We start from the raw sequence: 26,496 nt of genomic DNA, 5'->3' as shown, positions 1-26,496 counted from the left end.
GTCTTTTTATATAGATTAATCCAGTAATTTTTTAACTCGTTCTAAATCCGAAAAATCAGGTATAGAGGCATAAGTATAATCTTTAAAAGAATCTTCAGACAGTGAAGTTTCTATACCTATCACACGCATAAAAGCATAAGTAGCTGCTTTGATACCAGTGAATGAGTCTTCAAATACAATACATTCTGAGGATTCAGCAATCAGATTAGTTTTTGCTAAAACATATCCCATTGGATCAGGTTTTCCTTTCTTAATACTTTCAGCTGTAATTATAGTATCGAAAGCATTTTTAATATCTAACTGATCAAGAACTATATTTACCTTGTTTAGCGAAGAACTAGTAACAAGTCCTATATTATAATCTTCTTCTTTCAGATATTGAATAAATTCCAAAATGCCAGGAACAAGAATACTTTTATAATCTATAGACTGTTCAAGATCTGCAGAAGCTTTTCTTATACTTTGTCTTTCTTCGAGTGAAGAAAGTGGAAAATACAACTCAATAATAGAATTTAATGTCATCCCCTCTACTACATTCGAGAAGTTTTCAATTTTCAATCCGTTTGATGCTGCAATCTGATCCCAAAACTTTTTATTATATGTTTCTGTATCAACAATAACTCCATCCAAGCCAAAGAAAACAGTTGTAATTTTATTTTTCATAATCTTATTATTGCTTTTAAAAGCTGTATTATCCATTAATAACGCACTAATTTAAAGTTTCTTTATTCTAAAAACAAAAAAGAGAAGCTGATATACAACTTCTCTTCATATATTAATCATTTTTTATTAAATGTAGTATAGGATATGCTTTACCTTCTCCATCATATTCTGATCTGTCAAATTCTTTAAAACCAAAATGGTAATAAAAATTCAAAGCCTGCGTATTATGCTCATTTACATCTACCTTTCTGGCATTCAATTTATGAACTGCATAATCTAACAATTCTTTTCCAATACCCGATCGTCTGCACTTATTATCTACAAATAGCATTTCGATACTATCATCTTCAATACCTAAAAATCCTTTTATTTCACCATTATCAGCTACATATTTATATAGTGAAACATGTTTAAAATAAATTGGAATATGTGCTTTGTAAAACTCAAAATCTTCATCAGACAGAAAATCATGAGTAGCTCTAACAGCACTCTCCCATATTTTGATCAGAGTAGGATAATCACTTTTATCAGCTGGACTAATCATAGTATTATATATTTAAATAGTTAATATTCTTTATATTAATCAATGGATAAAATATTACCATTTCTAAATCTATTGAACGATATAATATCAGAAAATTCAGATAATAACAGTTCTTTACGTTCAGGCATTATATAATTCACAGGTTTCTTCCCTACGAAAGAAGCCCATTGTGAATAAGAACTCGGCGGACCAATAATATAATCACATTTCGACAAGGCATATAAGTCTTTTTCACCTGTAAAATCTGGTATAGTAAAGCAATCTAAATCATTGAAGTTATTTAAATCGATAGCTTCATTCGAACATAGAAGAAACTTTACATTTTTACCTTCTTTTTTAAACTGATCATACAAATAAATCATTGCAGCAAGATATTCTTCATCTGTATAATAGTATATCCCGTCAAGCCAACTTCTGTAATCGCCTCTGCGAATATGCACTCCCACAATTATATTTTCTTTCTTTATTGAAGAAAATAATTCATCTACAGGAGTTATTATTTTAGTATTAAAAGTAAAAATATCACGAATAGCATCTGATTGATTTATAATCATTTCGTGATTATCTAAACGGATAGGCCAACCTTCTATCATATTCCATTTTAATAGTTTAGATAGTAAATTAGGCCTTCCATTTTGGATATATCCTCTTACTTTTATAGAGTGAATAAATTGTTTCAGTAACTTTTTAGAAGAAAAAGATACAAGACTATTTCTATTAAGATTCTCAAAATAGGATGAGTATTCATCAAAGTTAATGATCAATACCTTTTCATCATATTCCAAACCGTAAGCAATAGAAGGTAGTAAAGACCATATTCTATTGCATAACTGTCCGGGAGAATCATAATTTATAATCATTATACATTGAATCTAAAGTGCATTATATCACCATCTTTAACAACGTATTCTTTACCTTCTACATTCATTTTTCCGGCTTCTTTTACAGCAGCTTCTGATCCAAGAGTTATAAAGTCTTCGTATTTTATAACTTCGGCACGAATGAATCCTTTTTCAAAATCGGTATGTATCACTCCAGCACATTGTGGAGCTTTCCATCCTGCAATAAAAGTCCATGCACGCACTTCTTGTACACCGGCTGTAAAATAAGTTTGAAGTCCCAGCAATTTATAAGCCGATTTGATTAGGCGGGCAACACCGGATTCACTAAGACCTATTTCCTCAAGAAACATCTGACGTTCTTCGTAGCTTTCAAATTCAGCTATCTCCGACTCTATTTTAGCTGCAACAACTAAAATTTCAGCCGCTTCATCTTTAACAGCTTCACGAACTTGCTCTACATATTTGTTTCCCGAAACTGCACTTGCTTCATCTACATTACATACATAAAGTACTGGTTTGTAAGTAAGAAGATAAAGTTCTTTAGCTATCTTTTCATCTTCTTTGTTATCGAACTGAACTGTACGAGCTGATTTGCCTTGCTCCAGAGCTTCTTTGAATTGTACCAATACATCATAAGCTCTTTTTGCATCTTTATCACCTCCTGTCTTAGCCTGTTTTTCTACTTTCTGAATACGTGCTTGAACAGTTTCCAAGTCTTTCAACTGTAACTCAATATCAATTATTTCTTTATCGCGTACCGGATTAACACTACCATCTACGTGTGTAATATTATCATCATCGAAACAGCGAAGAACATGCAATATAGCGTCAGTTTCGCGAATATTGGCAAGGAATTTATTTCCTAATCCTTCACCTTTACTTGCACCTTTTACCAGTCCGGCAATATCTACTATCTCTACTGTAGTTGGTAAAATTCTATTTGGTTTTACTAATTCTGCCAGTTTATTTAGTCGCTCGTCGGGTACAGTTATAACCCCTACATTTGGTTCTATAGTACAAAAAGGAAAGTTTGCCGATTGTGCCTTCGCATTCGATAAACAATTAAAAAGAGTAGACTTACCTACATTTGGAAGCCCAACTATACCACACTGTAATGCCATTATTCAATTTATATTTTTAAATTTTAAGGGTACAAAGATAGGTCTTTTTACTCAGAAGTAAGAAATAGAATAAAACATTATACTACTCTCCTACTCTACAGTTTATTTCACTACTTTATCTATTACTTTCTTAGCTACTCTTTCCATTATAGCATAACCCTCTGCATTGGGATGTACACCATCGTCTCCTAAATTGCTACGCAATGCTCCGTTTTCGTCACACATTTCACTAAAATAGTCTATGTATTTAAATTTCTTTTCTTTTGCATAAGCTTTTATAGCTTCATTCAATGCTTTTATCTTATCAGGTACATTTTTTATTTCTTTTCTCCATGGGTATTCACCTGCTGGTGTAATTGATGAAAGAATTACTTTTATACCATTAGCTTTAGCCAGTTCGGCCATCGATTTTATGTTACCAAGAGTAAATTCGGGGTCAAAAGAACCTGTATTTTCAGCTACATCGTTTGTTCCAATATTAATAACAACAGCTTTAGGTTTAAGATTTATTACATCCTGACGAAAACGAGACAATAATTGAGGACTTGTCTGCCCTCCTATTCCACGACCTATATAATTATTTTGAGAGAAAAATTCAGGACGTTGAGATGCCCATCCATCAGTAATTGAATTCCCTATAAAGACAACTCTTTTTTCTTTTTTAGCTGGTTTTCCTAATTCAGCATTAGCCTTTTCATACCTTTGTAAATTAATCATTTCATTAAATTTTTGAGCATAAGAAAAGAGAGTGAAAAATGAAAAGAATAGAACGAATAAGAATGTTTTTTTCATGATTATATAAGTTAAATTTAAAATCTAAAAGTATATCCTACACTATAAAATAGATTTGTACCATAAGGTGAATTTCTATCTTGTACCAAGTCGTACTGAATCATGGCCATTACACCTCCAAAACGTATGCCACCACCAATAAGCAGAGAAGGAACAAATTTATTTTAACTTATTTTTTCTCCATCATAATAAGTTATATTTTGCCACATACGACTTATTTCGGGCTGTACACTCATCACCAAAAAGTCTGTAGGATAAAAACGTCCAAATATATCAAAACTTAGGTAACTACTACTCCATTTATAGTCATAATATTTATCTTTAAAGTAAGTATATCCAAAGCCGGCACCAGCTGTAAAATATTTGGAGAAATCATAACCTACTTGCGGAGATATACCTACGACTGTATAACTACCAAACTGCAAGCTCAAATTTCCTCCAAATGATAACTTGGATGGATCAAAAGATGACGGTTTTTTATAAGTGTTACTTTCAGTAGGTTGACTTACAGTCTTCTTACGTGTATCATATACATTCCCTTGGTTATCTACATATATCTGGGCATGTGATACTGTAGCTATACTTATATATAAGCAAAATAATAATAGTAGCTTTTTCATTGTGTTTGGTTTATCAAATTCTTAATCGCTTTTTGCACTAATGGTTCCATTACTTCATATCCTTTCTCAGTTGGATGCAAACCATCAAATGTATATTCAGCCTTCATTCCTAAATTATCATCTACCATAGATGTATAATAATCTACATAAGCATAATTATTAGCTTCGGCATAAGCTTTTATTTCTTCATTCAGAGATATGATTTTTTCAGGAATATCGGTTATATGTCCTTTCCAACCATTTCCTCTACATGGCAAAACTGAAGTCAAAATAACTTTTATTCCATTAATTTCAGCCAATTGAGCCATCGACTTAATATGATCTAAGGTAAATACCGGATCATATTCTCCTGTATTCTCAGCTATATCATTTATTCCGGTATTTAAAACTACAACTTTTGGCTTAAGTTCAATTACATCTTGTCTGAATCTTAAGAGCAATAAAGGACTTGTCTGCCCTCCTATCCCACGCGATACATAATTATTCTCCTTAAAAAAAGTATATCGCAAATGAGTCCAGTTTTCGGTGATAGAATTACCTATAAAAACAACTCTGTTTTCGTTATGAGTTTTAGCATTCAATTGTTTGTTTGCCCACGAATAAGAATTTAACCTGAAAATATCTTTGTTTCTCTTATTCGTATAATAGTCAAATCCTATGTAGGATATTGTAATACAATTTAATAAAACAGATAAAATAGTTATGGCAATTAGAATTTTCTTTTTAGACATCATCAGATCAAATAATAGAGCAACTTTTTATTATCAAATTATATTAATATTATTCTTTTAATTTAAACTTTAAAAAAAAATATGATGGTTATTATAGGCTGTTAATTCTGTTTATTCTTTTTTGTAAGAATACTTGTTTTTTTTGATGTTAAATATTGATTAATACTATCTGTATTGTTATTAACAATAACAAAAGTATACAATTTATTTATATCTAGTATATTATGAACTTTATTAAAATATTGTTAATAACTATCATAGTTAAAAAATAAGTTTAAAAATTTTATTCATTCATTGTTAACAAGCCTTTGAAATATTAGTTATATATTTTTGTGATTTTTAATTGTTATCTGCGACTTATTTCATATATGTATTTTTAGTTCATACTTTGATTACTTTTCTTTAAAAAAGATTTCAACAGTTATTAACAGTTTTTGAACAAGATATTATATATAAAAATGATTTAGCAAAATAAATTTGGTTTATACTCTTTTTAAGTAGCATATTATCAGATTAATATATAGTTTTGTTTATTAATTAATATTTAAATATAAAATGAAAGATTTTTTGAAAAGCTTAGTAGCTTCTATTTTGGGATGTTTTATAGTCTTAGGATTATTTTTCCTGATTATGTTTATTTCTTTAGTAGGGATGTCATTAACATCTACCGAAAAATATGTATTAAAAGACAATACAATTTTGACATTAAAACTAGAAGGTGTTTTAACTGACAGGGCTCAGGAAAATCCTCTTATGGCTCTTTTAGGACAAGAAACTGAAGGTCAAATAGGTCTTGACGATGTTTTAGCATCTATAAAGAAAGCAAAAGAAAATGAAAAAATACAAGGTATATATATCAATGCAGGTGCATTTTCTGCAGCACCGGCTTCGTTGAAAGAAATTAGAGATGAACTTCTTGATTTCAAGAAAAGCGGAAAATTTGTAGTTGCTTATGCCGACGTATATAGTCAAGGATGCTATTATTTATCTTCTGTGGCTGACAAAATAATGCTTAATCCTCAAGGTAATTTAGATTTACACGGATTTGCAACAGTTCCTACATTTTACAAAGGGTTGTTGGACAAAGTAGGAGTAGAGATGCAAATTTTTAAGGTTGGTACATTCAAATCGGCAGTAGAACCTTTTATGTTAGATAAAATGAGTGATGCTAACAAGGAGCAAGTATCAGCTTATCTTAACGACATATGGGCAACTCTTACAAATGAAGTATCGGAATCGAGAAATATAAGTGTAGAAAAACTGAATACTTATGCTGATGAACTAGCTATGTTCAAGAAAGCAGAAGATATACTAGCTGCAAGTTTAGTAGATACTTTGATATACGAAACGGGAGTAAAAGAATACCTTAAAAATTTGATAGATGTTAAAGATGTTGAGGATATGAATTTAGCTTCTATCAAAAATATGACATCAGTTTCATTTACAAACGAGAGTAAATCGGATGATGTTATTGCTGTTCTTTATGCCGAAGGAAATATTACTGACGGATCAGGTAAAGAAGGTATTACTAGCAAACGTTTTGTAAAAGAGTTAGAAAAATTAAAGAATAATGATAAAGTAAAAGCTGTTGTTTTCCGTGTCAATTCAGGTGGTGGTAGTGCTTATGCATCGGAACAAATATGGAAAGCTGTAGGTGAACTTAAAGACAAAAAACCTATTGTTGTATCAATGGGAGATTATGCAGCATCGGGAGGTTATTATATATCTTGTCTTGCTTCTAAAATTATAGCTCAGCCAAATACATTGACAGGTTCGATAGGTATATTCGGTATGTTCCCTAATGTGGAAGGATTGACGAAGAAAGTAGGTCTTTCTTACGATGTAGTGAAAACAAATCAATATGCAGATTTTGGAACTATTACTCGTCCGATGAGAGAGGATGAAAAAGCAATTCTTCAAAATTATATTGAGCGTGGTTATGATTTATTCTTGACTCGTTGTTCTGACGGACGTGGTATTTCTAAAGAATCGTTAGACTCAATTGCTCAAGGTCGTGTTTGGACTGGAAATCAGGCTTTAGAAATAGGTCTTGTTGACGAACTAGGAGGTATTAACGATGCAATAGAAGCTGCTGCAGAATTAGCTAAACTAGAAAATTATAAGGTAAATAATTTCCCTAAAAAAGAAGATTTCTTTGAAAGCTTATTCTCTAATCAAAAAGAAGAACTAACTACAAAAGCATTGAAAGAATACTTGGGAAGTGACTACGAACACTTCAAGATATTGAAAGAAATAAAAGAGCAAGACTTTGTACAAGCTCGTATGCCTTACGATATTGTAATTAAGTAAAAGAGATAAACAACATAAACAAAATAGCCTCGAAGTGATTTTCGAGGCTATTTTTATATTTACTTCTACAAAAGGACTTACCTATCGAATTTTAATCTTTCTCCTCTGATATTATTTACAATTCCATTCTCGAAAGCAATTTTTCCATTCAGGAATGTTTTTTCTATTGTGGTGGACATCGTTTCACCTTCAAGTGGCGACCATTTACACTTATACAAGATATTATCTTGAGTGATGGTATAGGATTTATTTGGATTCAGAAGGACTAAATCTGCAAAATATCCCTTGCGGATAAAACCTCTTTTATGCACTTGGAATAATGTAGCAGGAGCGTGGCACATCTTATTTACCACTTCTTCTTTCGTTAGTTTTCCTTGTTTAGCCAATTCCATCATCATTTGTAACGAATGCTGTACAAGTGGCCCTCCCGATGCAGCTTTCAGAGCATCACCTTGTTTTTCTTCTGCTAGGTGAGGAGCGTGATCAGTAGCTATTACATCCAGTTTTCCTTTTAGTAAGCCTTGCATCAGTGCATCTCGATCCTGTTTTGTTTTCACAGCCGGATTCCATTTAATACGTGTACCGTATTTTGCATAGTCTTCGTCAGAAAACCATAAGTGATGCACACACACCTCTCCGGTAATTTTCTTTTCTGTAAGTGGCTTTATATCAAACAAGCTTATTTCTTTTTCGGTAGATAAGTGCAAAATATGTAGGCGTGATTGATATTTGTCCGCCAATTCAACAGCCTCGGCTGAAGAGCGATAACAAGCTTCGGCACTACGGATAAGAGGATGATATTTGACAGGTATTTCGTCTCCAAGTTCAGCTTTGTATTTTGCCAGATTGGCCTTTATTATTTCTTCTTTTTCGCAGTGAGTTGCTATCAACATATCTACTTCTGCAAAAATGGCTTGCAACACAGTTTTATCATCTACAAGCATATTTCCGGTAGAGGAACCCATAAATACTTTTACTCCGCAGACATCTTTCGAATTTACTTTTCTTAATTCATTTATATTGTCGTTGGTAGCACCCAAGTAGAACGAATAGTTAGCATAAGCCTTCTCGCTTGCCATTTCAAACTTTTGTTCTAATAGATCTATAGTTGTTGTTTGAGGTTTTGTATTTGGCATTTCCATAAAAGAAGTTACCCCTCCTGCAATGGCTGCTTTACTTTCGCTTTCCAGATCTCCCTTGTGTGTTAATCCCGGATCGCGGAAGTGTACCTGATCGTCGATTACACCGGGCATCAGCCACAGCTCTCTGCCGTCTATTACATTTACTCTGTTGAGTATACCTTCAGGTATTTCTTCTGTGGTGTAAATCTCGGCAATGAGGTTGTTTTCTATCAATACAGAACCAACAAAAGATTTTCCTTCATTGATGATAGTTGCTTTATGTATAAGTATCATGATCTTGAATTTTTTACAAATCTACTTTTAATTATCTATTTAGAAGCTCTTTTACTGATGCTATTTTCTCTTCCATTGGCATTGTAGCATTTATCCAATGTATCTTCGTCCCTCTTTTTTCCATCCCTCTGAACCAGGTCATCTGACGTTTGGCAAACTGATGGATAGCTATTTCTAGCTGGTCGTGCATTTCCTCGTAGGTGAGTTTCTTGAGCAGATAGAGTGTTACATATTTGTATTCCAGCCCATAATAAATCAAATCTTCCGGATCAATTCCTTTATCGAGTATTGATTGAATTTCTTCTATCATTCCTTCTTTAAGACGGGCATTAAGGCGTTTTGATATTTTCTCTCTACGAAGTTCTCTGTCAATATCCACACCTACAACCAAACTATTGATAGGAGGAAATTCATTTGCTTCCAATGGGTGACTGCATTTGTATTCTTCAATTTCTATAGCTCGGATAGCACGTTGGGCAGTATCTACATCAGTAGTGTTGTGCAAAGCCTTATAACTTCCCAGTATCTCGGTAAGTTCCGATAGACTGTGATTTTCATATTTTTTTCTCAATTCTTTATTCTCAGGAACATTCACCAGCGAATAACCCCTGAGTACAGATTCTACATACAGTCCCGATCCTCCACAAAGAATAGGCAAGTTCCCTCTGCCTTTTATATCAGTATATACTTTATGAAAATCATGTTGATATTCAAAAATATTGTATTTGTCTCCGGCTTCGCGGATATCTATCAGGTGGTAGGGGATATTCTTACCATTAACGATATAGTCATCTAGATCCTTTCCGGTACCTATATCCATTGACTTATATACCTGTCTGGAGTCTCCGCTTATTATCTCTGTATCAATATTGTAAGCCAAATGGCAGGCAAAAGTTGTTTTGCCTGATGCTGTTGGTCCTACTATGGTGATTAAGTCGTATTTATTCATATCACAAATGTATGTAGAATTTTCATTATGTTTTCGATTCTTCTTTATTCGATATTTCAAATGTGTAAAATATTATTCTATAATTGTTTTCTTTCATTAAATCTTTCTTATTCCGAGAGATATAAGTCTCTAGTTAAAAAAAACGAAGTATATTTGTAGGTTAAAACGATAATAAAGATTTAAAAATACGAATGAAAGAAGGTAAAAATTTAGTTAATGACATCGTTGTTGCATGTCAAGAAAAAAAAGCAAAAGATATTGTTATTGTTGATATGACTGATCTGCCAGGATCAATTTGTCAATATTTCGTTATTTGTGAAGGGAGTTCACCAATCCAGGTTTCTGCCATATCGGATGAAATCATAGATTTTCTGAAAAAGAAAAAGAAAGAACGTCCTATCTCTGTTGACGGTCTGAAAGAAGCTCGTTGGGTAGGAATCGATTATGGTACGGTTATTGTTCATGTATTTGTTCCTGAGTTGCGCGAATTTTATAATATAGAGCACCTTTGGGCCGATGCTAAGCTAGAATCTATTCCGGATATTGACTAGCAACAAATTTTATGATTGTTTGTTATAATGCTTGCATTGGTAATACAACATGAAAATAAACAGATAATATAAATATGGATAATTTTAATAAAGGAAATAGTAAACCAAAGGACTCAAACAATAAAATACCCAAGATGCCTTTCAATTTGTATTGGGTATATCTGCTTGTATTTGGTACTATTATTGGAATCTATATCTTTCAGGGAAACAATACTTTCTCGTCAAAGGAGGTTTCTTGGTCCGAATTTGAAGGATATGTAAAAGATAACAGTATTAGCAAGATCGTTGTAGAAAACGAGGCGAATACACTGAAAGCATATGTCCGAAAAGATTCTGTACCAAAAGTATTTAAAGAAAATGCAGACAAAATAGGAGCAAACCCTTTTGTTATCGTAAAAGTGGCATCAGCAAAAGCCGTATCTGATTTCTATGCTGAGATACAATCCAAATACGATTATGATATAGAACTAAAATATGATCCAAATACAACTAGTGTTTGGCAAGTCTTGGGAAGCTTTCTACCTATACTTCTAATATTCGGATTGTTTATTTACATGATGCGTCGTATGTCAGGAGCCGGTGGCGGCGGTGGCGGCGGTGTATTCAGTGTAGGTAAGTCCAAAGCACAACTGTATGACAAAGGTTCCGATCTTCGTGTATCTTTCAAAGATGTTGCAGGTTTGTCAGAAGCTAAAGAAGAAATACAAGAAATAGTAGAATTCTTGAAAAATCCGTCAAGATATACAGAAATAGGGGGTAAAATACCTAAAGGAGCTTTGCTTGTAGGACCTCCGGGAACTGGTAAAACATTGTTAGCAAAAGCCGTTGCAGGTGAAGCTAATGTACCTTTCTTCTCTCTTTCAGGATCTGATTTCGTAGAAATGTTTGTTGGGGTAGGAGCATCTCGTGTAAGAGACCTGTTTAAACAAGCAAAAGAGAAATCGCCTTGTATTATCTTTATTGATGAGATTGATGCTATTGGACGTGCTCGTGGTCGTAATCCGAATATGGGATCGAACGATGAACGTGAGAATACACTGAATCAGTTATTGACCGAAATGGACGGATTTGGTACAAACAGTGGTATTATTGTACTTGCTGCTACAAACCGTGCCGATATACTTGACAAAGCATTATTACGTGCCGGACGCTTCGATCGTCAGATATCTGTCGATCTTCCTGACCTCAATGATAGAAAAGAGATATTCAAAGTACACCTTCGTCCTGTTAAAATAGACGATTCGGTAGATGTTGATTTCCTTGCTCGTCAGACTCCGGGGTTCTCCGGTGCAGATATTGCTAACGTTTGTAACGAAGCTGCTCTTATCGCTGCCCGTCAGGGTAAAAAAATAGTACAGAAAGAAGACTTCATTAGTGCGGTTGACCGTATTATAGGAGGTCTTGAAAAGAAAAATAAAGTAACTACGCTGGAAGAACGTAAGACAATTGCGATTCACGAAGCTGGTCACGCTACGCTTAGCTGGTTCTTGCAATATGCAAATCCGTTGGTTAAGGTAACTATCGTTCCTCGTGGTAAAGCGCTTGGAGCTGCTTGGTATCTTCCGGAAGAAAGACAAATCACAACGAAAGAGCAGATGCTTGACGAAATGTGTGCTTTGCTTGGTGGACGTGCAGCAGAAGAGGTCTTTGTAGGACACATATCTTCAGGAGCAGCTAACGACCTTGAAAGAGTAACCAAAATGGCTTATGCGATGATCTCTTACTTAGGTATGAGCGATAAACTTGCGAATATAAGCTATTATGATTCTTCGGGTGAAGGCTATGGTTTTACAAAACCATATAGTGAAGAAACTGCTTTACTTATTGATAAAGAAGTGCATAGCATGATAAATGAGCAATATGAGCGTGCTAAGACTATATTGCGAGAGCGTGCTGATGGGCATGGTCAGTTGGCAAATATGTTGATTACGGAAGAAGTTATTTTTGCAGAAGATTTGAAGAAAATATTTGGCGAACGTCAATGGATCTCTCGCACAGAAGAACTTCTGAAAGAAACAGAGGAACTTCCTGAGCATGTAGAAATAGAGACAAAGGCAGGAGAAGATGCTCCCGGTATTTTGTCAGAAGAAGATCAATCGGAAGAATAAACTTTCTAAGATATTGAATAATAAAAGTGCAGGTATTTTTACTTGCACTTTTTGTATCTATTAGAACTTATTCTCCTTGTATGGATGTAATATATCTATTTTTATTACTTTTGCCTTAAATATAAAACAAAGAATACCTTGAAATTACCTAATTTTATTGTCCGTGTTTTAGCAGGAGCCCTATTTGTAGGCTTATTGCTCGGAGGAATTCTAATCAATGAATATACCTTCGCAATTATATTTTCACTTATAACAGCTTTATCTCTGTACGAATTTTATGGATTGGTGGAGAAAGATGCTAAGGTGCCGGTTGTGAAGGTGTGGAATGTAGTCGGAGGCTTTTTCTTATTTTTGGGTACTTTTCATTTCTTTGCTTACGAATCTACCATTATTTCTTTTGTCCCTTATATCGTTTATCTGCTGTTATTATTTATAAGTGAATTATATTTAAAGCGTGAGAATCCTATACAATCTTTGGCATATTCCATTTTAGGGCAATTATATATTGCTGCTCCTTTATCGTTGACCAATTATCTTGTATTTAGCTACGAACCGGGTAGTTACCACTATGTATATATTCTTGCTCTATTAATATTTATATGGGTAAATGATTCGTTTGCTTATCTTACAGGAATGGCATTTGGCAAACATCGTTTATTTGAGCGCATATCTCCTAAAAAATCGTGGGAGGGTTTTATTGGCGGCGCCGTATTCTCTGTAGCGTCATCACTGATATTCGCTCATTTCTTTCCAAATCTATCTACACCAATCTGGTTAGGATTTGCTGCTATAACAGTTATATTTGGTACATGGGGAGATTTGTTCGAATCTTTAATCAAACGTACTTTAGGTGTTAAAGATTCAGGAAATATGATCCCGGGACATGGAGGAATCTTGGATAGATTTGACAGTACAATCCTGGCAATTCCTGCAATATTCGTTTATCTGTCAGTAGTTTCAGCTATTTAATAAACTCTTTCGATAATATAGTCAGTTGCAGCCTCCAAAGCTTCTCTGACTTCCAGATTAGGAATTGTTTCTATCAATTCTTCGGCTTTATTTTTCAGCTCCTCTATCTTAGAATAAGCATAGTCAATGCCGCCATGGTTTTTGGCGTAAGAGATTAATTTATCTATATTCTCTTCCGTATAGTTGTATGAAAATATAATAGATAACAGCTCTTTTTTCTCTTCTTCAGGAGCTTCTCTTAATGCATATAGTAATGGAAGTGTTACCTTTCCTTCACGAATGTCGTTACCTGTAGGTTTCCCAATAGCATCGGTAAAATAATCAAATATGTCGTCACGCAATTGGAAGCAAAGTCCTAGTAATTCACCCAATTGAGTGAATTTTGCAACATCTTCGTCGGATGCGTTAGCCGAAATAGCGCCAATTCGCATACAAACAGACATAAGAGATGCTGTTTTCTTTTTTATTACTTGAAAATATTCTTCTTCGTCAAGGATAAGTTCTTTCACAAGAGAAAGCTGATTTAATTCTCCTTCGGCCAAATCGCGTCCTAATCCTGATATATTAGATATAATATCAATGTTTCCGGTTAATACACTTTTGATAAGCGCTGAGGATAAAAAGAAGTCTCCGGCAAGAACAGCCATCTTATTGTCATAGATTGCATTTAAAGAAGCTTTACCTCTTCTTATTTTCGATTCATCTACAACGTCATCGTGTATAAGTGAGGCTGTATGTAATAATTCAACTGTAATGGCAGCATTGTAAGTAGTGTTGTTTATATCACCACAAGCTTTTGCTGCAAGGAGGAGTAAAGTAGGGCGGATATGTTTTCCGTCCGACTTCATTGTATAATCGATTATTTCTTGAATTCTAGGGTTATCACAGTAAACAGACTCTTTGTACAGAGTATTAAATTTTTTCAATTCATCTGCTACCGGTTTAGCTAGTAAGAGCTTTTTATCCATATCACATTTTTGTTGAGATGCAAATTTAAGAATAATTCGGTGTATAGCATTATTAATTTGTAACTTTGCACCACGATAAAGAGTTAATTTATAATGAAACGAATATTTGTTTTGTTTATTTTTTATTTTTCTCTTAACATCTGCTTTTTATCAGCACAAACTTCCCGTTTTGAGAGTGATAATAATAAATATTTTTACGACATAGGATTAAGCTATAGTACCATGATTTTTGAAGGTGATGGTACTATGGTCAATTTGCATGGAGCTTATTATTTTGCTCCTAATTTGGGTATTAGAACAGGATTATCATATACAAGTAATATAACTGATGATTGTGACTGGATGATCAAAATTCCTGCATTGTTTTCTTTCCGTACCGAGACTATAGAAAGCATGGAACCCGATTTTGATGATGATGAAACATTGGGGGAAATGTTATTTTCTTCTTTATTATATATTCTCCCAAAACGTTTTGAGGTGAATGCTGGACCATCATTTGGCTATATGTCTCCCTTCAATTTGGATAATAAGCATGGGAAATTGGTAGATGACTATTATTATATCAACACTAAGCCAATGGCTACTTTAGACCTGAATGGGAAGATGACAATTCCGATAAATAGAGTAGGGGTTGACTTATCTCTGGGGGTTAGTTATTTCTTGACCAAGAATATTAAATCAATCTCTTCTAATGGAGTAGATCCTAAAATTCATAGATGGATAGGTAATTTCTCTGTTGGCATCCATTATCGGTTCTGATATTTGTAGTTTTCTGCTTTTTCCGTACCTTTCCCATTATTTTAAAAATTGATACAATGAAGTTATTCCTCCTAGATGCTTACGCTCTAATATATCGTTCCTATTATGCTTTTATAAAAAATCCAAGGGTTAATTCGAAGGGTTTGAATACATCTGCCATTTTTGGTTTTGTAAATACACTCGAAGAATTATTGAGGAAAGAAAACCCAACGCATATTGCAGTTGCATTTGATCCTCCGGGAGGAACATTCCGTCATGAAGCTTATGAGCAATACAAAGCACAACGTGAAGCTACGCCTGAGGATATAAAACTGGCTGTGCCTATTATCAAAGATATTATTGCAGCGTACAATATCAAAGAGCTGGAAGTCCCTCGCTATGAGGCTGACGATGTCATCGGTACAATAGCAAAAAAGGCAGAAAAAGCAGGTTTTGATGTTTATATGATGACCCCGGACAAAGACTATGGTCAGCTTACGAGCGATCACATCTTTATGTACAAACCAAAATTTGCTGGTAGTGGATTCGACGTTTTAGGCTCAAAAGAAGTAATGGAGAAATACGAACTTTCGTCGCCGGAGCAGATGATAGATTTGTTAGGTTTGATGGGAGATGCATCTGACAATATTCCGGGATGTCCGGGAGTAGGACCTAAGACTGCTCAAAAATTATTGAGCGAATATGTAACTATCGAAAATCTACTTGCCAACACTGAAAATATAAAAGGGGCACTTAAGGCAAAGCTGGAAGATAACAGAGAGCAAATCATCTTCTCAAAATTTCTAGCAACAATTAAGATTGATGTACCTATTGATTTTAATGCAGAGGAATATAAAAGAGAGGAAATAGATGCCGAAAAAATATCAGCTATTTTCGAAGAGCTTGAGTTCAGAACACTTATTACACGCGTTTTAAAGAAAGAGGGTGCAATAGCTGCTCCTGTTAGAATTTCTACTTCACACGAAGCAATACAAGGAGACTTATTTGCGGAATTCATGCCGCAGTCGGGAGGAACTGAAGATGTTGCTAACTATTCTGGTCTTCAAGAGCTGAAAGATGTTCCGCATGAATATTTCTTGGTTGATAAGGAAGCTGATATTGCTGCATTAGCAAATAAGTTGGCTCAACTCGAATTTTGTTGTTTCGATACAGAGACGACGGGTCTTGATCCTATCACTAGCGAATTGGTAGGGATGTCTTTTTCTTTCAAAGAAGGAGAAGCTTATTATGTTCCGGTTTCAGCAGATTTTGATAAGGCAAAGGCCTTGGTGGAACAATTCCGTTCGTTCTTTGAAAATGAGAAAATTGAAAAGATAGGACAAAATCTAAAATATGATATTGTTGTATTGAAAAAATATGGGATCCATGTAAAAGGGAAACTTTTTGATACAATGATAGCCCATTATCTCTTGAATCCCGAATTGAGACACAATATGGATTATATGGCAGAAACATTTCTGAATTACAAGACAATCCATATAGATGAGCTGATAGGAGCAAGAGGGAAGAACCAATTAAATATGAGAAGCCTTTCGCCTGAGCAGGTAAAAGATTACGCTTGTGAGGATGCGGATATCACATTGAAACTGAAAAATATTCTGGAACAAGCAATAGAGAAAGAAGGTCTTCAAAAACTGCTTTACGAAATAGAGCTTCCTTTGGTTTATGTGCTTGCCGACATGGAGTATACAGGGGTACGTTTAGATACTGAAGCCTTGAAAGAGTATTCCAAAACACTCACTTTGGAACTTCAAAGTATCGAGTCGAAGATTCATGAGCAAGCGGGTATTGAATTTAATATAAATTCAGCAAAGCAAGTAGGAGAGGTGCTTTTTGACAGGTTGAAGATTGTAGATAAACCCAAAAAGACAAAAACTGGACAATACGTTACCAGTGAAGAAACCTTGGAAAGCCTGAAAGGGAATCACCCTATCGTTAATCAGATATTAGAATATCGTGGCTTAAAGAAGTTACTAAGTACATATATTGATGCATTGCCTTTACTTGTCAATGAAAAAGATGGGAAACTACATACTTCTTACAATCAGACAGTAACATCTACAGGTCGTCTTAGTTCTAGCAATCCTAATTTACAAAACATACCTATACGCGATGACCAAGGACGCGAAATACGCAAGGCTTTCATTGCAGACGAAGGTTGTGTTTTCTTCTCTGCCGACTATTCTCAGATCGAACTTCGTATCATGGCTCACTTAAGTCAAGACCCAAGTATGATTGAGGCTTTTAACAGTGGAGAAGATATTCATGCTGCTACGGCTGCCAAAATTTTCCATTTACCAATAGGTGAAGTAACTAGTGATATGCGTCGCAAAGCAAAGACTGCCAACTTTGGTATCATCTATGGTATATCTGTTTTTGGCTTATCTGAGAGGTTAGCTATTCCAAGAGGAGAAGCAAAGGAACTGATCGACGGCTATTTTGAAAACTATCCGAAGGTGAAAGAGTACATGGATAAGAGTATCGCTTTGGCACAAGAATATAGCTATGTAGAAACTGTTTTTGGACGTAAGCGTTATCTGCCGGATATCAATTCGCGCAATGCTACAGTTCGTGGATATGCCGAGCGTAATGCCATAAATGCGCCTATACAGGGTAGTGCTGCCGATATTATCAAAGTGGCGATGAACAAAATATTCAAACGCTTCTCGGATGAGGGCCTAAAATCGAAAATGATTCTTCAGGTGCATGACGAACTTAACTTTAATGTACTGAAAGAAGAATTGGATAAGGTGAAAGCAATTGTTATCGAAGAAATGGAGAATGCTTATAAGCTTCATGTTCCACTTAAAGCCGATTGTGGAGAAGGGAAAAATTGGCTGGAAGCACACTAAAATATTTTAGGATATGGTAGTTAAACACAAACGCTCTAAAAAAATATTCTTAGGCTGTCTTGTCAGCTTGGGGGTTGTGTTTGTGTTGGTTGCAGCCTTCCTTTTTTATATATTCGATGGTTGGGGAAACAGAAGGGAACAAGCAGAGATCGATAGTGTGGAGCAATCGGCTATTTGTGATACAATTCCCTATATTACAGAACAACCGGAATTATCTTTTATCTATTTTCAGGATGAGGAAATAAATTCGATTAAATTTCAAATACTCAGGGATGGAAAACTTATAGGAGATACGATTGCCTATACAGCTTTTTACATAATTGATCATACTACCTATAATAGGGTAAAGATTCCTTATGAGTGCTTTTTAAAGACAGATACTATTGTTCTTAGGACAGAACACCCTTTATATTATAAAATAGCGGGGTTTCATCACTATGCTTATTTACATTATGGAATGTTTGGTTATTTAGGAGGTTACGACTGTCGTTTTTCAGAAGACTGTACTGTAAATGGAAAGAACTATACTCATGGAGGAGTTATAGCTAAATATGCAGGTTGGCGAAGTTTGGATTCTATTCCTTTAAGGATATATGAAGACACACCGGAGTTTGAACAATTGCAGAAAGACATTCCAATAAAATATGAAGAAGCTCTTAAGATAATAGATCGTAAAAGATCCACAATATCAGCATCTTTTCTTTATTATCAGAATGGGTTTTATTATATATCTAGCCGAAGAAGCAATCGAAAGGTTATGCTACTTGACAAGATAAATGGATATACCGGAGAGTTCAAAGCTGTATCGGATGGTATGCCCGAATAACTATTTTAGTGTACAATGAATTTGGAGAATAGCATTATTTCAAGATATGGAAATCAATACTGGGTATTTATGCTGGTGTTGGTTTTTCTTACTTTGTTTATGATGTTCTGTAATGGTTTATCTGCCTCGTACTCCGGGTTTGATTTCTTTTTTCATTACCGACGGTTAGATGTCCTGATTGATGCTTTAAAGCATGGAGACTATATCTCTTATATTGATTATAGCAATGTGGATGGATATGGTTATCTCGTAAAACCATTTTATCCAGACCTTATTCTATTACCTTTTGCTTTTATAGGACTTTTTACGAGTACCTATTTTGCTTATGATACAATGATTTTTGTAATGACTGTGTTGTGTGGTATGTTTATGTATCACACGATTAAGGTTATTTTCAATAGTCGGTATGCTGCATTTTTAGGTGCTATTCTTTATACATTTGCTGTATATCGTCTTTATGACATATATCACAGAGGAGCTTTGGCCGAGGCTTTATCTTTCTCTTTTCTTCCTATTGTATTTCTTGGACTTTATTATGTTATAAAAGGAGATTATCGGAAATGGTATATCCTTGCAATAGGTTATACTTCGCTTATCTATTCGCATGTTATAGCATCGGTACTGATGTTTGTAACATTGTTGATATTGTTAGCAATTAATTATAAATCTTTTATCAGTGAACCTAAACGAATCACTTATTTATTCCTTGCAGGTGTTGTTACTTTGTTGTTGACATCTTACTACATTTTGCCTCTTGTAGAACAAATAAGTCATAATTCATTTTATCTGGATTCTCGCAATCCAGGGGGGGGAGCCGGCTATGGTAAAGTTGGCTTTGATCTTATTCTTTGGGGGCTGGTGAGCGGTATAGCCTACCCTGACACTCATATGTGGACTGGTGTTGGTATTGTTTTAGTATTAGTGCTCTTAGTCCGTTTTTTTGTAAAAAAGGAACAGTCTGGCTTGTTGAGAATGGTAGATATAGGAGTTATTATAGGCATTTGCTTTATACTTATCACTTCCCGTATTTTTCCTTGGGGACGATTCCCTTTTAACTTATTGTCTTTTATACAATATCCTTGGAGACTTTATGAGTTTGTGAGTTTCTTTTTTGCTATTGCAGGTGCTTATTATCTTTCTGTGCTTTTTGTTAAAGAAAAGCAGCGTTTTCTTGTTTCTGCTATCTTAGTTTTAGTGATAATGGGGACGACTTATATTCATAGCGAGAATTTTAAGGAATTATATCCTCAGAAAACAACATTGACTGATACAGGTGAGTCTCCTGAAAAGCCAACGATGTATAATAGGTATCATACGATAGGAGGGGAGTATTTTCCTTCAAAATATCCGATGATGGAATATGCATATACAAGAGGAGAGGTTGTTACCTTCCTAAACGAAGATACTAAGATATCGGATATAGATAGAGGTTATAATCAGACATCATTTGATGTAAGTATTAATAAACCTGATACTTTAGTTCTTCCGTTGCTATTTTATAAAGGATATAATGTAACTTTGCGCGGAATTGATATTCCTATACATGAAAGTAATGATGGACTGATTGAAATTTATGTTGTGGAATCGGGAAATATTAATGCAATTTACAAAAGCACGACGATACAAGACGTAAGTTTCTATGTCTCTCTATCGGGGGCAATTCTTCTGATTATATTCGTGATACTAAATAGAAATAGAAAATATGGATTCTATAGACAGAATAATAAATAGAGTAGCTATAAATAAAAAGAATCATTTCTGGGTATTCTTTGCTATACTTCTATTACTTACATCCATTATGATGTATTTATATTCTCCTTTATATCCGGGACATGATTTACATTTCCACTTTGTACGCATACAAGCATTGATGACTGCGCTTACAGATGGAAATTTTTATCCTAGCTATATAGATTATGCTTCTGCCAATGGATATGGCTATTTTACAAAAGCTTTTTATTCGGATGTAATTCTTATTCCTTTTGCTATCATAGGTTGTTTTACTTCTGTTTTGGTTGCTTATCAGACACTGATATTTGCGATTACTGTTCTATGCGGTATATTTACGTATAAGACGGTAAATTATATTCTTCAAAATCATATTGCTGCTTTAATAAGTGCTTTATTATATACTTTTTGCTTCTACAGACTGTTAGATCTATATTTTCGTGCGGCATTAGGAGAAGTGATCTCCTTTACTTTTGTTCCATTGGTTTTTCTAGGTTTATATCATATAATAAGAGGTGATTACAAGAAGTGGTATATATTGTCCATCGGTTTTGGATTAATGATTTTTACGCATGTTATTTCCTCTGTCTTAATGTTTCTTACAATCTTGGTATTTCTACTCATTTATAATAAACGATTGAGGCAAGAGCCACAGCGAATAGGCTATCTATTCCTTGCGGGATTTGTAACTTTACTTATTACAGCTTACTATCTATACCCGATGTTGGAACAGATGCTATCTAACTCTTTTTATTATAAAACCAGAAATATTACCGAACCAGTAGAAGCCGGAGCAAAAGAATTGCACTGGATCATATGGGGCATGTTTACCGGTATTGTTCATACTAAACAAATCTTTGTTCCAGGTATAGGGGTTTTATTGACAATGTTTATTTTCTTACGCCTTTTCATCTATGAAAAAAACAAAGAACTAAAACTTGTAGATACTCTTCTTATCGTAGGCTTTGTATACGTTTTTGCAGTATCAACATTTTTTCCATGGGGTTATTTCCCTTTCAAATTATTGAATTTTATTCAGCTCCCATGGAGACTCTATGAATTCTCTAGTTTCTTCTTTGCAGTAGCAGGTGGATATTTTGTAGCATTGCTATTAAAAACGAATAAGAGACAGTTAATAGGAGTTTCTAGTATTGTGTTATTATTAATTGTCATGCTATCGAGTGATAGTACATTATATAAAGAGTCAAGAAGTTTTCAATCACTTTATGTAGCTCCTGTCCTTGCTAATAGATATCATTTAGGAGGGTTGGAATATTTTCCGGATAAGCTTCCTTCATTGGAATTTATAGAAGAACGAGGAGATGTTGTCATTACCGATCGTGCAGATATAACTGTGGAAAATTTGACAAAAGCAAAAGGTATAACACAATTTGATGTGAGAGTAGATGATATGACTACTTTAGAATTACCTCTTGTTTACTATAAAGGTTATCAGGCAAAGACTTCTTCAGGGGAATATCTTCCTGTATCAGAAAGTGAGAATGGTTTGGTACAAATTGAGACAGCAAAATCAGATAAAATCAACGTATACTATGGAGGAACATTGGTACAGAAAATTAGCTGGCTCATCTCTCTGTTAAGTCTTTTGGCTTTGTGTGTATACATTTTCATTAATAAAAGGAATAATAAGATAAATAGCTTAAAGGCATGATAACCTTATCTTCTGAAAAAACTACTATAAAAAAGGAATTTTGGGTTTTCTTAGCGACATTAATTTTTCTGTCGTTATTCATGATACTATGGTGTGGTCCGTTATCCAAATATTTAGGGCATGATTTTCATTTTCATTTAATTAGATTCAATGTATTGATAGAAGCGATCAAAGAGGGTACTTATCCAATTTATATTGACTATGGAACATTAGAAGGATATGGATATTTCACGAAAGCTTTTTATCCGGACTTGACAATACTCCCTTTTGCTATAATAGGAACGGTTATAGAGCCTATAGTAGCTTATAATATAATGATGTTTACATATTCTGTTCTTTGTGGATTGTTTATGTATTTAGTCGTAAATACTATTTTTAAAAACTTTTTTGCCGCATTTGTCAGTGCTATTGTCTACACCTTTTCTCCATACCATCTATTTGATTGGTATAATAGAGCTGCTTTAGGCGAATCAATATCCTTTGCATTCCTTCCTATTATTTTCCTCGGATTGTACCATATTATAGCAGGAGATTATAAAAAATGGTATATCCTGTCAATAGGTTATAGTTTGATCATATATACTCATCTATTGTCCTCTTTTCTTACTTTCATCGCAACTGTATTCTTACTTTTGATATGTTGCAAGCTTTTATTTAAAGAACCTAAACGGATACAGTATCTTTTATTGGCTGCAGGAGTAACTGTCCTTGTTACTGCAAGTTATCTGCTCCCAATGTTTGAACAAATGTTATCCAATACATTCTATTATTCTACAAACGAAAATGTTCCTGGGCAAATGAAGCAATATCCGATACAAATGTTTTGGGGAATGTTGAACGGCTTTCTATATCCAGAGGATCCTTTTTATATGCATAGTGTCAGCGGTACAGGTCCTCTTTTAATCTTACTTATACTTTTGCGCTTTTTCGTAAAAGAGAAAACTGTTCTGAGGAAGATTGCTGATTTGTGTCTTGTTCTGGGACTCATCTTTTTATTTATGGTTTCATCTTATTTCCCTTGGGGGAGACTGCCTTTAGATTTTGTTCAATTCCCTTGGCGCTTATATGAATTTGTGGTATTCTTCTTTGCCATTGCAGGAGCATATTACTTATCTGTATTAATAAAAACAAAGAAAGTTTCTTTTATTGCTGTAAGTGCAATTGTTATTGCTACTACCTTGATGATGGTCAGGTCAGACAGTAATTATAAGAATTGGCAAAGTATTGTAAAAAGGCAAGCTCCCTATTATTACTTTAATGGGATACCTTCAATCGAAAATCAATACTTACTCGGTATGGCTGAATATATACCTGTGAAAGTACCTTCTTTAGAATTTATAAATGAGAGAGGAGATGAAGTTAATACGACATACCCTAATACAGAGATTAGTAATTTCTCTAAGAATAAAGGATTAATTTCATTCAATATAAAAACAGAAGCTCTGGAGAAAGTAGAATTACCCTACCTCTATTACAAAGGTTATAAAGCAGTAAATAAAGCTAAAGAAGAATTTCTTGTTGAGGAGAGTGATCATGGCTTAGTACAAGTTGAAGTAACTAAATCTACGGATATTGAAGTATATTATGCCGGAACTATTATTCAGAAAATTAGTTGGTATATTACTCTGTTGAGTATTCTAGGATTGATTGTATATATTATATATTCCAAAAGAAAAGATAGAATAAGTGTATGATGATATTGGACAAGATTCAACTCCTTCTATTAACTAATAAGAAAGTTCAGTTTCTGTTATTCTTTTTAGTTTTAGCCTTGTTGTCTCTTTTTATGGTGTTAGTTTATGGTCCAAGCTGCAACTATCCGGGTTATGATTATTATTTTCATCTAAAGCGTTTCGAAGCTCTTATTACAGCCATTAAAGAAGGCTCATTCCCTATTTACATAGATTATGAGGCAGCTTTAGGATATGGTTATTTGAGTAAAATCTTTTATTCTGATATAATTTTTATTCCATTTGCACTGTTGGGACTTCTTATCGATGCACCTTCTGCTTTCGAGGTAATGTTATTTGTAATGACTATCCTTTGTGGCATCTTTATGTATGTTGCAGTGAGGAAAATATACGATAGTCCCTTTGTAGCCTCCTTGTCATCTTTGTTATATACATTCTCCGTTTATCGATTGTTTGATATTTATAATCGCGGGGCATTGGGAGAAGTCTTTGCTTTTACTTTTCTTCCTATAGTTTTCCTTGGCTTGTATCATATTATCAAAGGAGATTATAAGAAGTGGTATATTATCGCAATAGGGTTTAGTCTACTTATATTCTCACATGTAATCTCTACAGTTCTTGCTTTTATAACAGTGGTAATTATCTTATTAATTTATTCAAGAACTTTATTAAGCGAGCCTAAACGCTTCTATTACCTTGTTATAGCTGGAGTCGTGACAATAGCTATAACATCAACCTATATTTTCCCTTTATTTGAGCAGATACAATCCAATGCTTTCCGTTACGAAGATAATGATTGGGCTTTACCATCACGTACAAAACAACCTTTAGAATATTGGCTTTGGAGTATTATCTCGGGGTTTTTCTATCCGAAACATATAATGATAAAAAGCTATGGAGTTATACTTAGCATAGGTATACTGTTACGTTTCTTTATAAAAGAGAAATCATCTAAGCTAAAAAGTATAGACTTGGGGGTGATTATTGGCATAGGTTATCTAATAGCTACTTCGAGTATTTTCCCATGGGGTAGATTTCCTTTTACCTTGTTGTCTTTCATTCAGTATCCTACAAGGCTCTTTTTATTTATAACATTCTTTTTCTCTGTTGCAGTAGCTTATTACCTATTTGTCCTTTTTAAGAAACAGAGATCTAGAATAATAGTATTCTCTGTTTTTATTGTATTAATTGGGCTAACTATATGCATGCATAATGATCAATATAAATATATGCATACAACCTATATTGGCGAATCTAATGAAAAGCCAACTCCAGGGAACTTCTTTTATTTAAATGGGGCAGAATATGTTCCAGAAAAGGCTTCTTCTGCATATTTTGTTCTCGAAAGAGGTGATAGTATCAGAAGTCTTATGGGTGTTTCAGAAATTATTGATTATAAAAGGGAAAAAGGTGTTCTAATGCTAAATGTAGCTACTTCATCATCCGACTCACTAGAACTTCCTCTATTCTATTATAAAGGCTATAGTGCAACATTAAATGATGAAAATATTGCTTATACTCAAAGTGAATATGGACTAATGCAACTTCCTATTGATAAATCGGGAGAAGTTAAAGTATTTTATAAAGGAACAACGATTCAAAAAATAAGTTTCTTCATAACTATTATCAGTATATTTGTGTTATGTTTTTATATAGTTAATCAGAGAAGAAGAAATAAACAATTTAAAAGTATTCACTAATGACAATACTTGCTATAACAGCTATAGATTTTGTTAAACCCATATTCATGTTAATTTTTGGTCTGGTAATGATCTTCAGTCCAAGATCGTTGATGTGGAAGGCTAAATACGATGAAGAAGGTGTGAAGGCTGAGTCGTGGGTAAAGAAAATAGGTATTATTCTTTGCGTTGCGGGAATTGCTATAGCTATCTATTATATCTACAAGATGAACAATGCTTGACGGATTTGTTGAGTATGGTTATATTGGTCTTTTTCTAGCTTCCTTTCTGGCAGCTACCATACTTCCTTTTGGTTCAGAAGTAGTATTTGCAGGTCTCATTGCTTTAGGGATGAATGCATGGGGTTGTATTATTATCGCTTCGGTGGGTAACTGGCTTGGAGGGATGACGAACTATCTACTAGGCAGGCTTGGAAAGGTGGAGTGGATTGAAAAATACCTGAAAGTAGATAAAGGGAAAATTGATAAAGTACAGCATTGGCTCGAAGGGAAAGGAGCTTTCATGGCTTTTTTTAGTTTCTTACCAGTTGTAGGTGATGTCATTGCTTTGGCTCTTGGCTTTATGCGGGCTAATGTCTACATAGTCAATGTAAGTATGTTCTTGGGAAAGTTTGCTCGCTATGTACTGATTATGTATGGAGTAAATTGGATTTTTTAGAGAAGGAAGATACCAAAAGAGGAGAAAA

The 26,496-nt window shown here is 34.1% G+C and carries 23 protein-coding genes; 13 read left to right on the top strand and 10 right to left on the bottom strand.

The annotated features are described in order from the left end of the window. Window positions 1-15: 15 nt before the first annotated feature. From DHU68_RS01985 to DHU68_RS01955, 7 genes are all read right to left on the bottom strand, one after another. Window positions 16-663: an HAD family phosphatase gene (locus DHU68_RS01985; protein ID WP_255412413.1), complete on the bottom strand. Its 648-nt coding sequence runs from the start codon at window positions 661-663 to the stop codon at window positions 16-18. A gap of 112 nt (window positions 664-775) precedes the next feature. Then, the gene (locus DHU68_RS01980) at window positions 776-1,207 is read right to left on the bottom strand and encodes a GNAT family N-acetyltransferase (protein WP_108821283.1); all 432 of its coding nucleotides are present in this window, start codon (window positions 1,205-1,207) and stop codon (window positions 776-778) included. 35 nt (window positions 1,208-1,242) lie between these two features. Next, entirely contained in the window at window positions 1,243-2,067 is an 825-nt protein-coding gene (locus tag DHU68_RS01975; RefSeq protein ID WP_108821282.1) for an alpha-1,2-fucosyltransferase, read from the bottom strand. After that, the gene (gene ychF / locus DHU68_RS01970) at window positions 2,067-3,170 is read right to left on the bottom strand and encodes a redox-regulated ATPase YchF (protein WP_108821281.1); all 1,104 of its coding nucleotides are present in this window, start codon (window positions 3,168-3,170) and stop codon (window positions 2,067-2,069) included. Before ychF ends, DHU68_RS01975 begins: the two co-directional genes overlap by 1 nt. Window positions 3,171-3,272: 102 nt before the next feature. Next, entirely contained in the window at window positions 3,273-3,962 is a 690-nt protein-coding gene (locus DHU68_RS01965; protein ID WP_108821280.1) for an SGNH/GDSL hydrolase family protein, read from the bottom strand. 164 nt (window positions 3,963-4,126) lie between these two features. Next, the gene (locus tag DHU68_RS01960; protein WP_185117485.1) at window positions 4,127-4,582 is read right to left on the bottom strand and encodes a hypothetical protein; all 456 of its coding nucleotides are present in this window, start codon (window positions 4,580-4,582) and stop codon (window positions 4,127-4,129) included. Beyond that, a complete protein-coding gene (locus DHU68_RS01955) occupies window positions 4,579-5,313 on the bottom strand; it encodes a GDSL-type esterase/lipase family protein (RefSeq protein WP_108821279.1) in 735 nt (244 codons plus the stop codon). The genes DHU68_RS01960 and DHU68_RS01955 overlap by 4 nt, the downstream gene beginning before the upstream one ends. A gap of 555 nt (window positions 5,314-5,868) precedes the next feature. Between DHU68_RS01955 and sppA the strand changes: the two genes are divergently transcribed. Next, window positions 5,869-7,623, top strand: a complete 1,755-nt coding sequence (gene sppA / locus DHU68_RS01950) for a signal peptide peptidase SppA (protein WP_108821278.1) — start codon at window positions 5,869-5,871, stop codon at window positions 7,621-7,623. 77 nt (window positions 7,624-7,700) lie between these two features. Here sppA and DHU68_RS01945 read toward each other — a convergent pair whose 3' ends face one another. Continuing rightward, the gene (locus DHU68_RS01945; protein ID WP_108821277.1) at window positions 7,701-9,038 is read right to left on the bottom strand and encodes a dihydroorotase; all 1,338 of its coding nucleotides are present in this window, start codon (window positions 9,036-9,038) and stop codon (window positions 7,701-7,703) included. Window positions 9,039-9,069: 31 nt separating this feature from the next. Continuing rightward, entirely contained in the window at window positions 9,070-9,987 is a 918-nt protein-coding gene (gene miaA / locus DHU68_RS01940) for a tRNA (adenosine(37)-N6)-dimethylallyltransferase MiaA (protein WP_108821276.1), read from the bottom strand. Window positions 9,988-10,178: 191 nt separating this feature from the next. Between miaA and rsfS the strand changes: the two genes are divergently transcribed. From rsfS to DHU68_RS01925, 3 genes are all read left to right on the top strand, one after another. Next, window positions 10,179-10,538, top strand: coding sequence for a ribosome silencing factor (rsfS, locus tag DHU68_RS01935; protein ID WP_108821275.1), 360 nt, complete (start codon window positions 10,179-10,181; stop codon window positions 10,536-10,538). Window positions 10,539-10,612: 74 nt separating this feature from the next. Then, window positions 10,613-12,646, top strand: coding sequence for an ATP-dependent zinc metalloprotease FtsH (gene ftsH, locus DHU68_RS01930; RefSeq protein ID WP_108821274.1), 2,034 nt, complete (start codon window positions 10,613-10,615; stop codon window positions 12,644-12,646). Between the two features lie 138 nt (window positions 12,647-12,784). Next, on the top strand, window positions 12,785-13,615 hold the full coding sequence (locus DHU68_RS01925; protein ID WP_108821273.1) for a phosphatidate cytidylyltransferase: 831 nt from the start codon (window positions 12,785-12,787) through the stop codon (window positions 13,613-13,615). Here the strand turns inward: DHU68_RS01925 and DHU68_RS01920 are convergent. Next, window positions 13,612-14,583, bottom strand: a complete 972-nt coding sequence (locus DHU68_RS01920) for a polyprenyl synthetase family protein (RefSeq protein WP_108821272.1) — start codon at window positions 14,581-14,583, stop codon at window positions 13,612-13,614. The genes DHU68_RS01925 and DHU68_RS01920 overlap by 4 nt on opposite strands. A 93-nt stretch (window positions 14,584-14,676) precedes the next feature. Here DHU68_RS01920 and DHU68_RS01915 point away from each other — a divergent pair, with 93 nt between their 5' ends. The 9 genes from DHU68_RS01915 to DHU68_RS01875 are packed head-to-tail and all read left to right on the top strand — an operon-like array spanning window position 14,677 to window position 26,468. Next, window positions 14,677-15,342, top strand: a complete 666-nt coding sequence (locus tag DHU68_RS01915) for a hypothetical protein (protein WP_108821271.1) — start codon at window positions 14,677-14,679, stop codon at window positions 15,340-15,342. Between the two features lie 56 nt (window positions 15,343-15,398). Continuing rightward, window positions 15,399-18,194: a DNA polymerase I gene (polA, locus tag DHU68_RS01910; RefSeq protein ID WP_108821270.1), complete on the top strand. Its 2,796-nt coding sequence runs from the start codon at window positions 15,399-15,401 to the stop codon at window positions 18,192-18,194. A gap of 13 nt (window positions 18,195-18,207) precedes the next feature. Beyond that, the gene (locus DHU68_RS01905) at window positions 18,208-19,020 is read left to right on the top strand and encodes a hypothetical protein (protein WP_108821269.1); all 813 of its coding nucleotides are present in this window, start codon (window positions 18,208-18,210) and stop codon (window positions 19,018-19,020) included. A 15-nt stretch (window positions 19,021-19,035) separates the two neighbouring features. Further along, window positions 19,036-20,751, top strand: a complete 1,716-nt coding sequence (locus DHU68_RS01900; protein WP_160111042.1) for a hypothetical protein — start codon at window positions 19,036-19,038, stop codon at window positions 20,749-20,751. Then, window positions 20,723-22,420, top strand: a complete 1,698-nt coding sequence (locus DHU68_RS01895; protein WP_255412411.1) for a hypothetical protein — start codon at window positions 20,723-20,725, stop codon at window positions 22,418-22,420. The genes DHU68_RS01900 and DHU68_RS01895 overlap by 29 nt, the downstream gene beginning before the upstream one ends. Then, window positions 22,417-24,114 carry a 6-pyruvoyl-tetrahydropterin synthase-related protein gene (locus tag DHU68_RS01890; protein ID WP_108821267.1) on the top strand — a complete coding sequence of 566 codons (1,698 nt, stop codon included), beginning with the start codon at window positions 22,417-22,419 and terminating at the stop codon, window positions 24,112-24,114. Before DHU68_RS01895 ends, DHU68_RS01890 begins: the two co-directional genes overlap by 4 nt. Then, window positions 24,111-25,811 (top strand): hypothetical protein, encoded by a 1,701-nt coding sequence (locus DHU68_RS01885; protein WP_160111041.1) that lies wholly within the window; start codon window positions 24,111-24,113, stop codon window positions 25,809-25,811. The genes DHU68_RS01890 and DHU68_RS01885 overlap by 4 nt, the downstream gene beginning before the upstream one ends. Continuing rightward, window positions 25,811-26,032 (top strand): hypothetical protein, encoded by a 222-nt coding sequence (locus DHU68_RS01880; RefSeq protein ID WP_108821265.1) that lies wholly within the window; start codon window positions 25,811-25,813, stop codon window positions 26,030-26,032. Before DHU68_RS01885 ends, DHU68_RS01880 begins: the two co-directional genes overlap by 1 nt. Continuing rightward, on the top strand, window positions 26,025-26,468 hold the full coding sequence (locus tag DHU68_RS01875) for a YqaA family protein (protein ID WP_108821264.1): 444 nt from the start codon (window positions 26,025-26,027) through the stop codon (window positions 26,466-26,468). Before DHU68_RS01880 ends, DHU68_RS01875 begins: the two co-directional genes overlap by 8 nt. Window positions 26,469-26,496: the final 28 nt, after the last annotated feature.

The organism is Dysgonomonas sp. Marseille-P4361 (assembly GCF_900343125.1).
Taxonomy (GTDB): domain Bacteria; phylum Bacteroidota; class Bacteroidia; order Bacteroidales; family Dysgonomonadaceae; genus Dysgonomonas.
Note: the sequence above shows the minus strand (reverse complement) of the source record. Positions and strands in the feature narration are given on the sequence as shown.

Excerpts from the sequence above, each read along its gene's own strand:
- DHU68_RS01890 (WP_108821267.1), top strand. The coding sequence starts at position 22,417 with ATGATAACCTTATCTTCTGAAAAAACTACTATAAAAAAGGAATTTTGG.
- DHU68_RS01905 (WP_108821269.1), top strand. The coding sequence starts at position 18,208 with ATGGTAGTTAAACACAAACGCTCTAAAAAAATATTCTTAGGCTGTCTT.
- DHU68_RS01955 (WP_108821279.1), bottom strand. The coding sequence starts at position 5,313 with ATGTCTAAAAAGAAAATTCTAATTGCCATAACTATTTTATCTGTTTTA.
- DHU68_RS01985 (WP_255412413.1), bottom strand. The coding sequence starts at position 663 with ATGAAAAATAAAATTACAACTGTTTTCTTTGGCTTGGATGGAGTTATT.
- DHU68_RS01895 (WP_255412411.1), top strand. The coding sequence starts at position 20,723 with ATGGATTCTATAGACAGAATAATAAATAGAGTAGCTATAAATAAAAAG.
- DHU68_RS01980 (WP_108821283.1), bottom strand. The coding sequence starts at position 1,207 with ATGATTAGTCCAGCTGATAAAAGTGATTATCCTACTCTGATCAAAATA.
- sppA (WP_108821278.1), top strand. The coding sequence starts at position 5,869 with ATGAAAGATTTTTTGAAAAGCTTAGTAGCTTCTATTTTGGGATGTTTT.
- ftsH (WP_108821274.1), top strand. The coding sequence starts at position 10,613 with ATGGATAATTTTAATAAAGGAAATAGTAAACCAAAGGACTCAAACAAT.
- DHU68_RS01885 (WP_160111041.1), top strand. The coding sequence starts at position 24,111 with ATGATGATATTGGACAAGATTCAACTCCTTCTATTAACTAATAAGAAA.
- ychF (WP_108821281.1), bottom strand. The coding sequence starts at position 3,170 with ATGGCATTACAGTGTGGTATAGTTGGGCTTCCAAATGTAGGTAAGTCT.
- DHU68_RS01900 (WP_160111042.1), top strand. The coding sequence starts at position 19,036 with ATGAATTTGGAGAATAGCATTATTTCAAGATATGGAAATCAATACTGG.
- rsfS (WP_108821275.1), top strand. The coding sequence starts at position 10,179 with ATGAAAGAAGGTAAAAATTTAGTTAATGACATCGTTGTTGCATGTCAA.
- DHU68_RS01965 (WP_108821280.1), bottom strand. The coding sequence starts at position 3,962 with ATGAAAAAAACATTCTTATTCGTTCTATTCTTTTCATTTTTCACTCTC.
- DHU68_RS01975 (WP_108821282.1), bottom strand. The coding sequence starts at position 2,067 with ATGATTATAAATTATGATTCTCCCGGACAGTTATGCAATAGAATATGG.
- DHU68_RS01920 (WP_108821272.1), bottom strand. The coding sequence starts at position 14,583 with ATGGATAAAAAGCTCTTACTAGCTAAACCGGTAGCAGATGAATTGAAA.
- DHU68_RS01875 (WP_108821264.1), top strand. The coding sequence starts at position 26,025 with ATGCTTGACGGATTTGTTGAGTATGGTTATATTGGTCTTTTTCTAGCT.
- DHU68_RS01960 (WP_185117485.1), bottom strand. The coding sequence starts at position 4,582 with ATGAAAAAGCTACTATTATTATTTTGCTTATATATAAGTATAGCTACA.
- DHU68_RS01880 (WP_108821265.1), top strand. The coding sequence starts at position 25,811 with ATGACAATACTTGCTATAACAGCTATAGATTTTGTTAAACCCATATTC.
- miaA (WP_108821276.1), bottom strand. The coding sequence starts at position 9,987 with ATGAATAAATACGACTTAATCACCATAGTAGGACCAACAGCATCAGGC.
- DHU68_RS01945 (WP_108821277.1), bottom strand. The coding sequence starts at position 9,038 with ATGATACTTATACATAAAGCAACTATCATCAATGAAGGAAAATCTTTT.
- polA (WP_108821270.1), top strand. The coding sequence starts at position 15,399 with ATGAAGTTATTCCTCCTAGATGCTTACGCTCTAATATATCGTTCCTAT.
- DHU68_RS01915 (WP_108821271.1), top strand. The coding sequence starts at position 14,677 with ATGAAACGAATATTTGTTTTGTTTATTTTTTATTTTTCTCTTAACATC.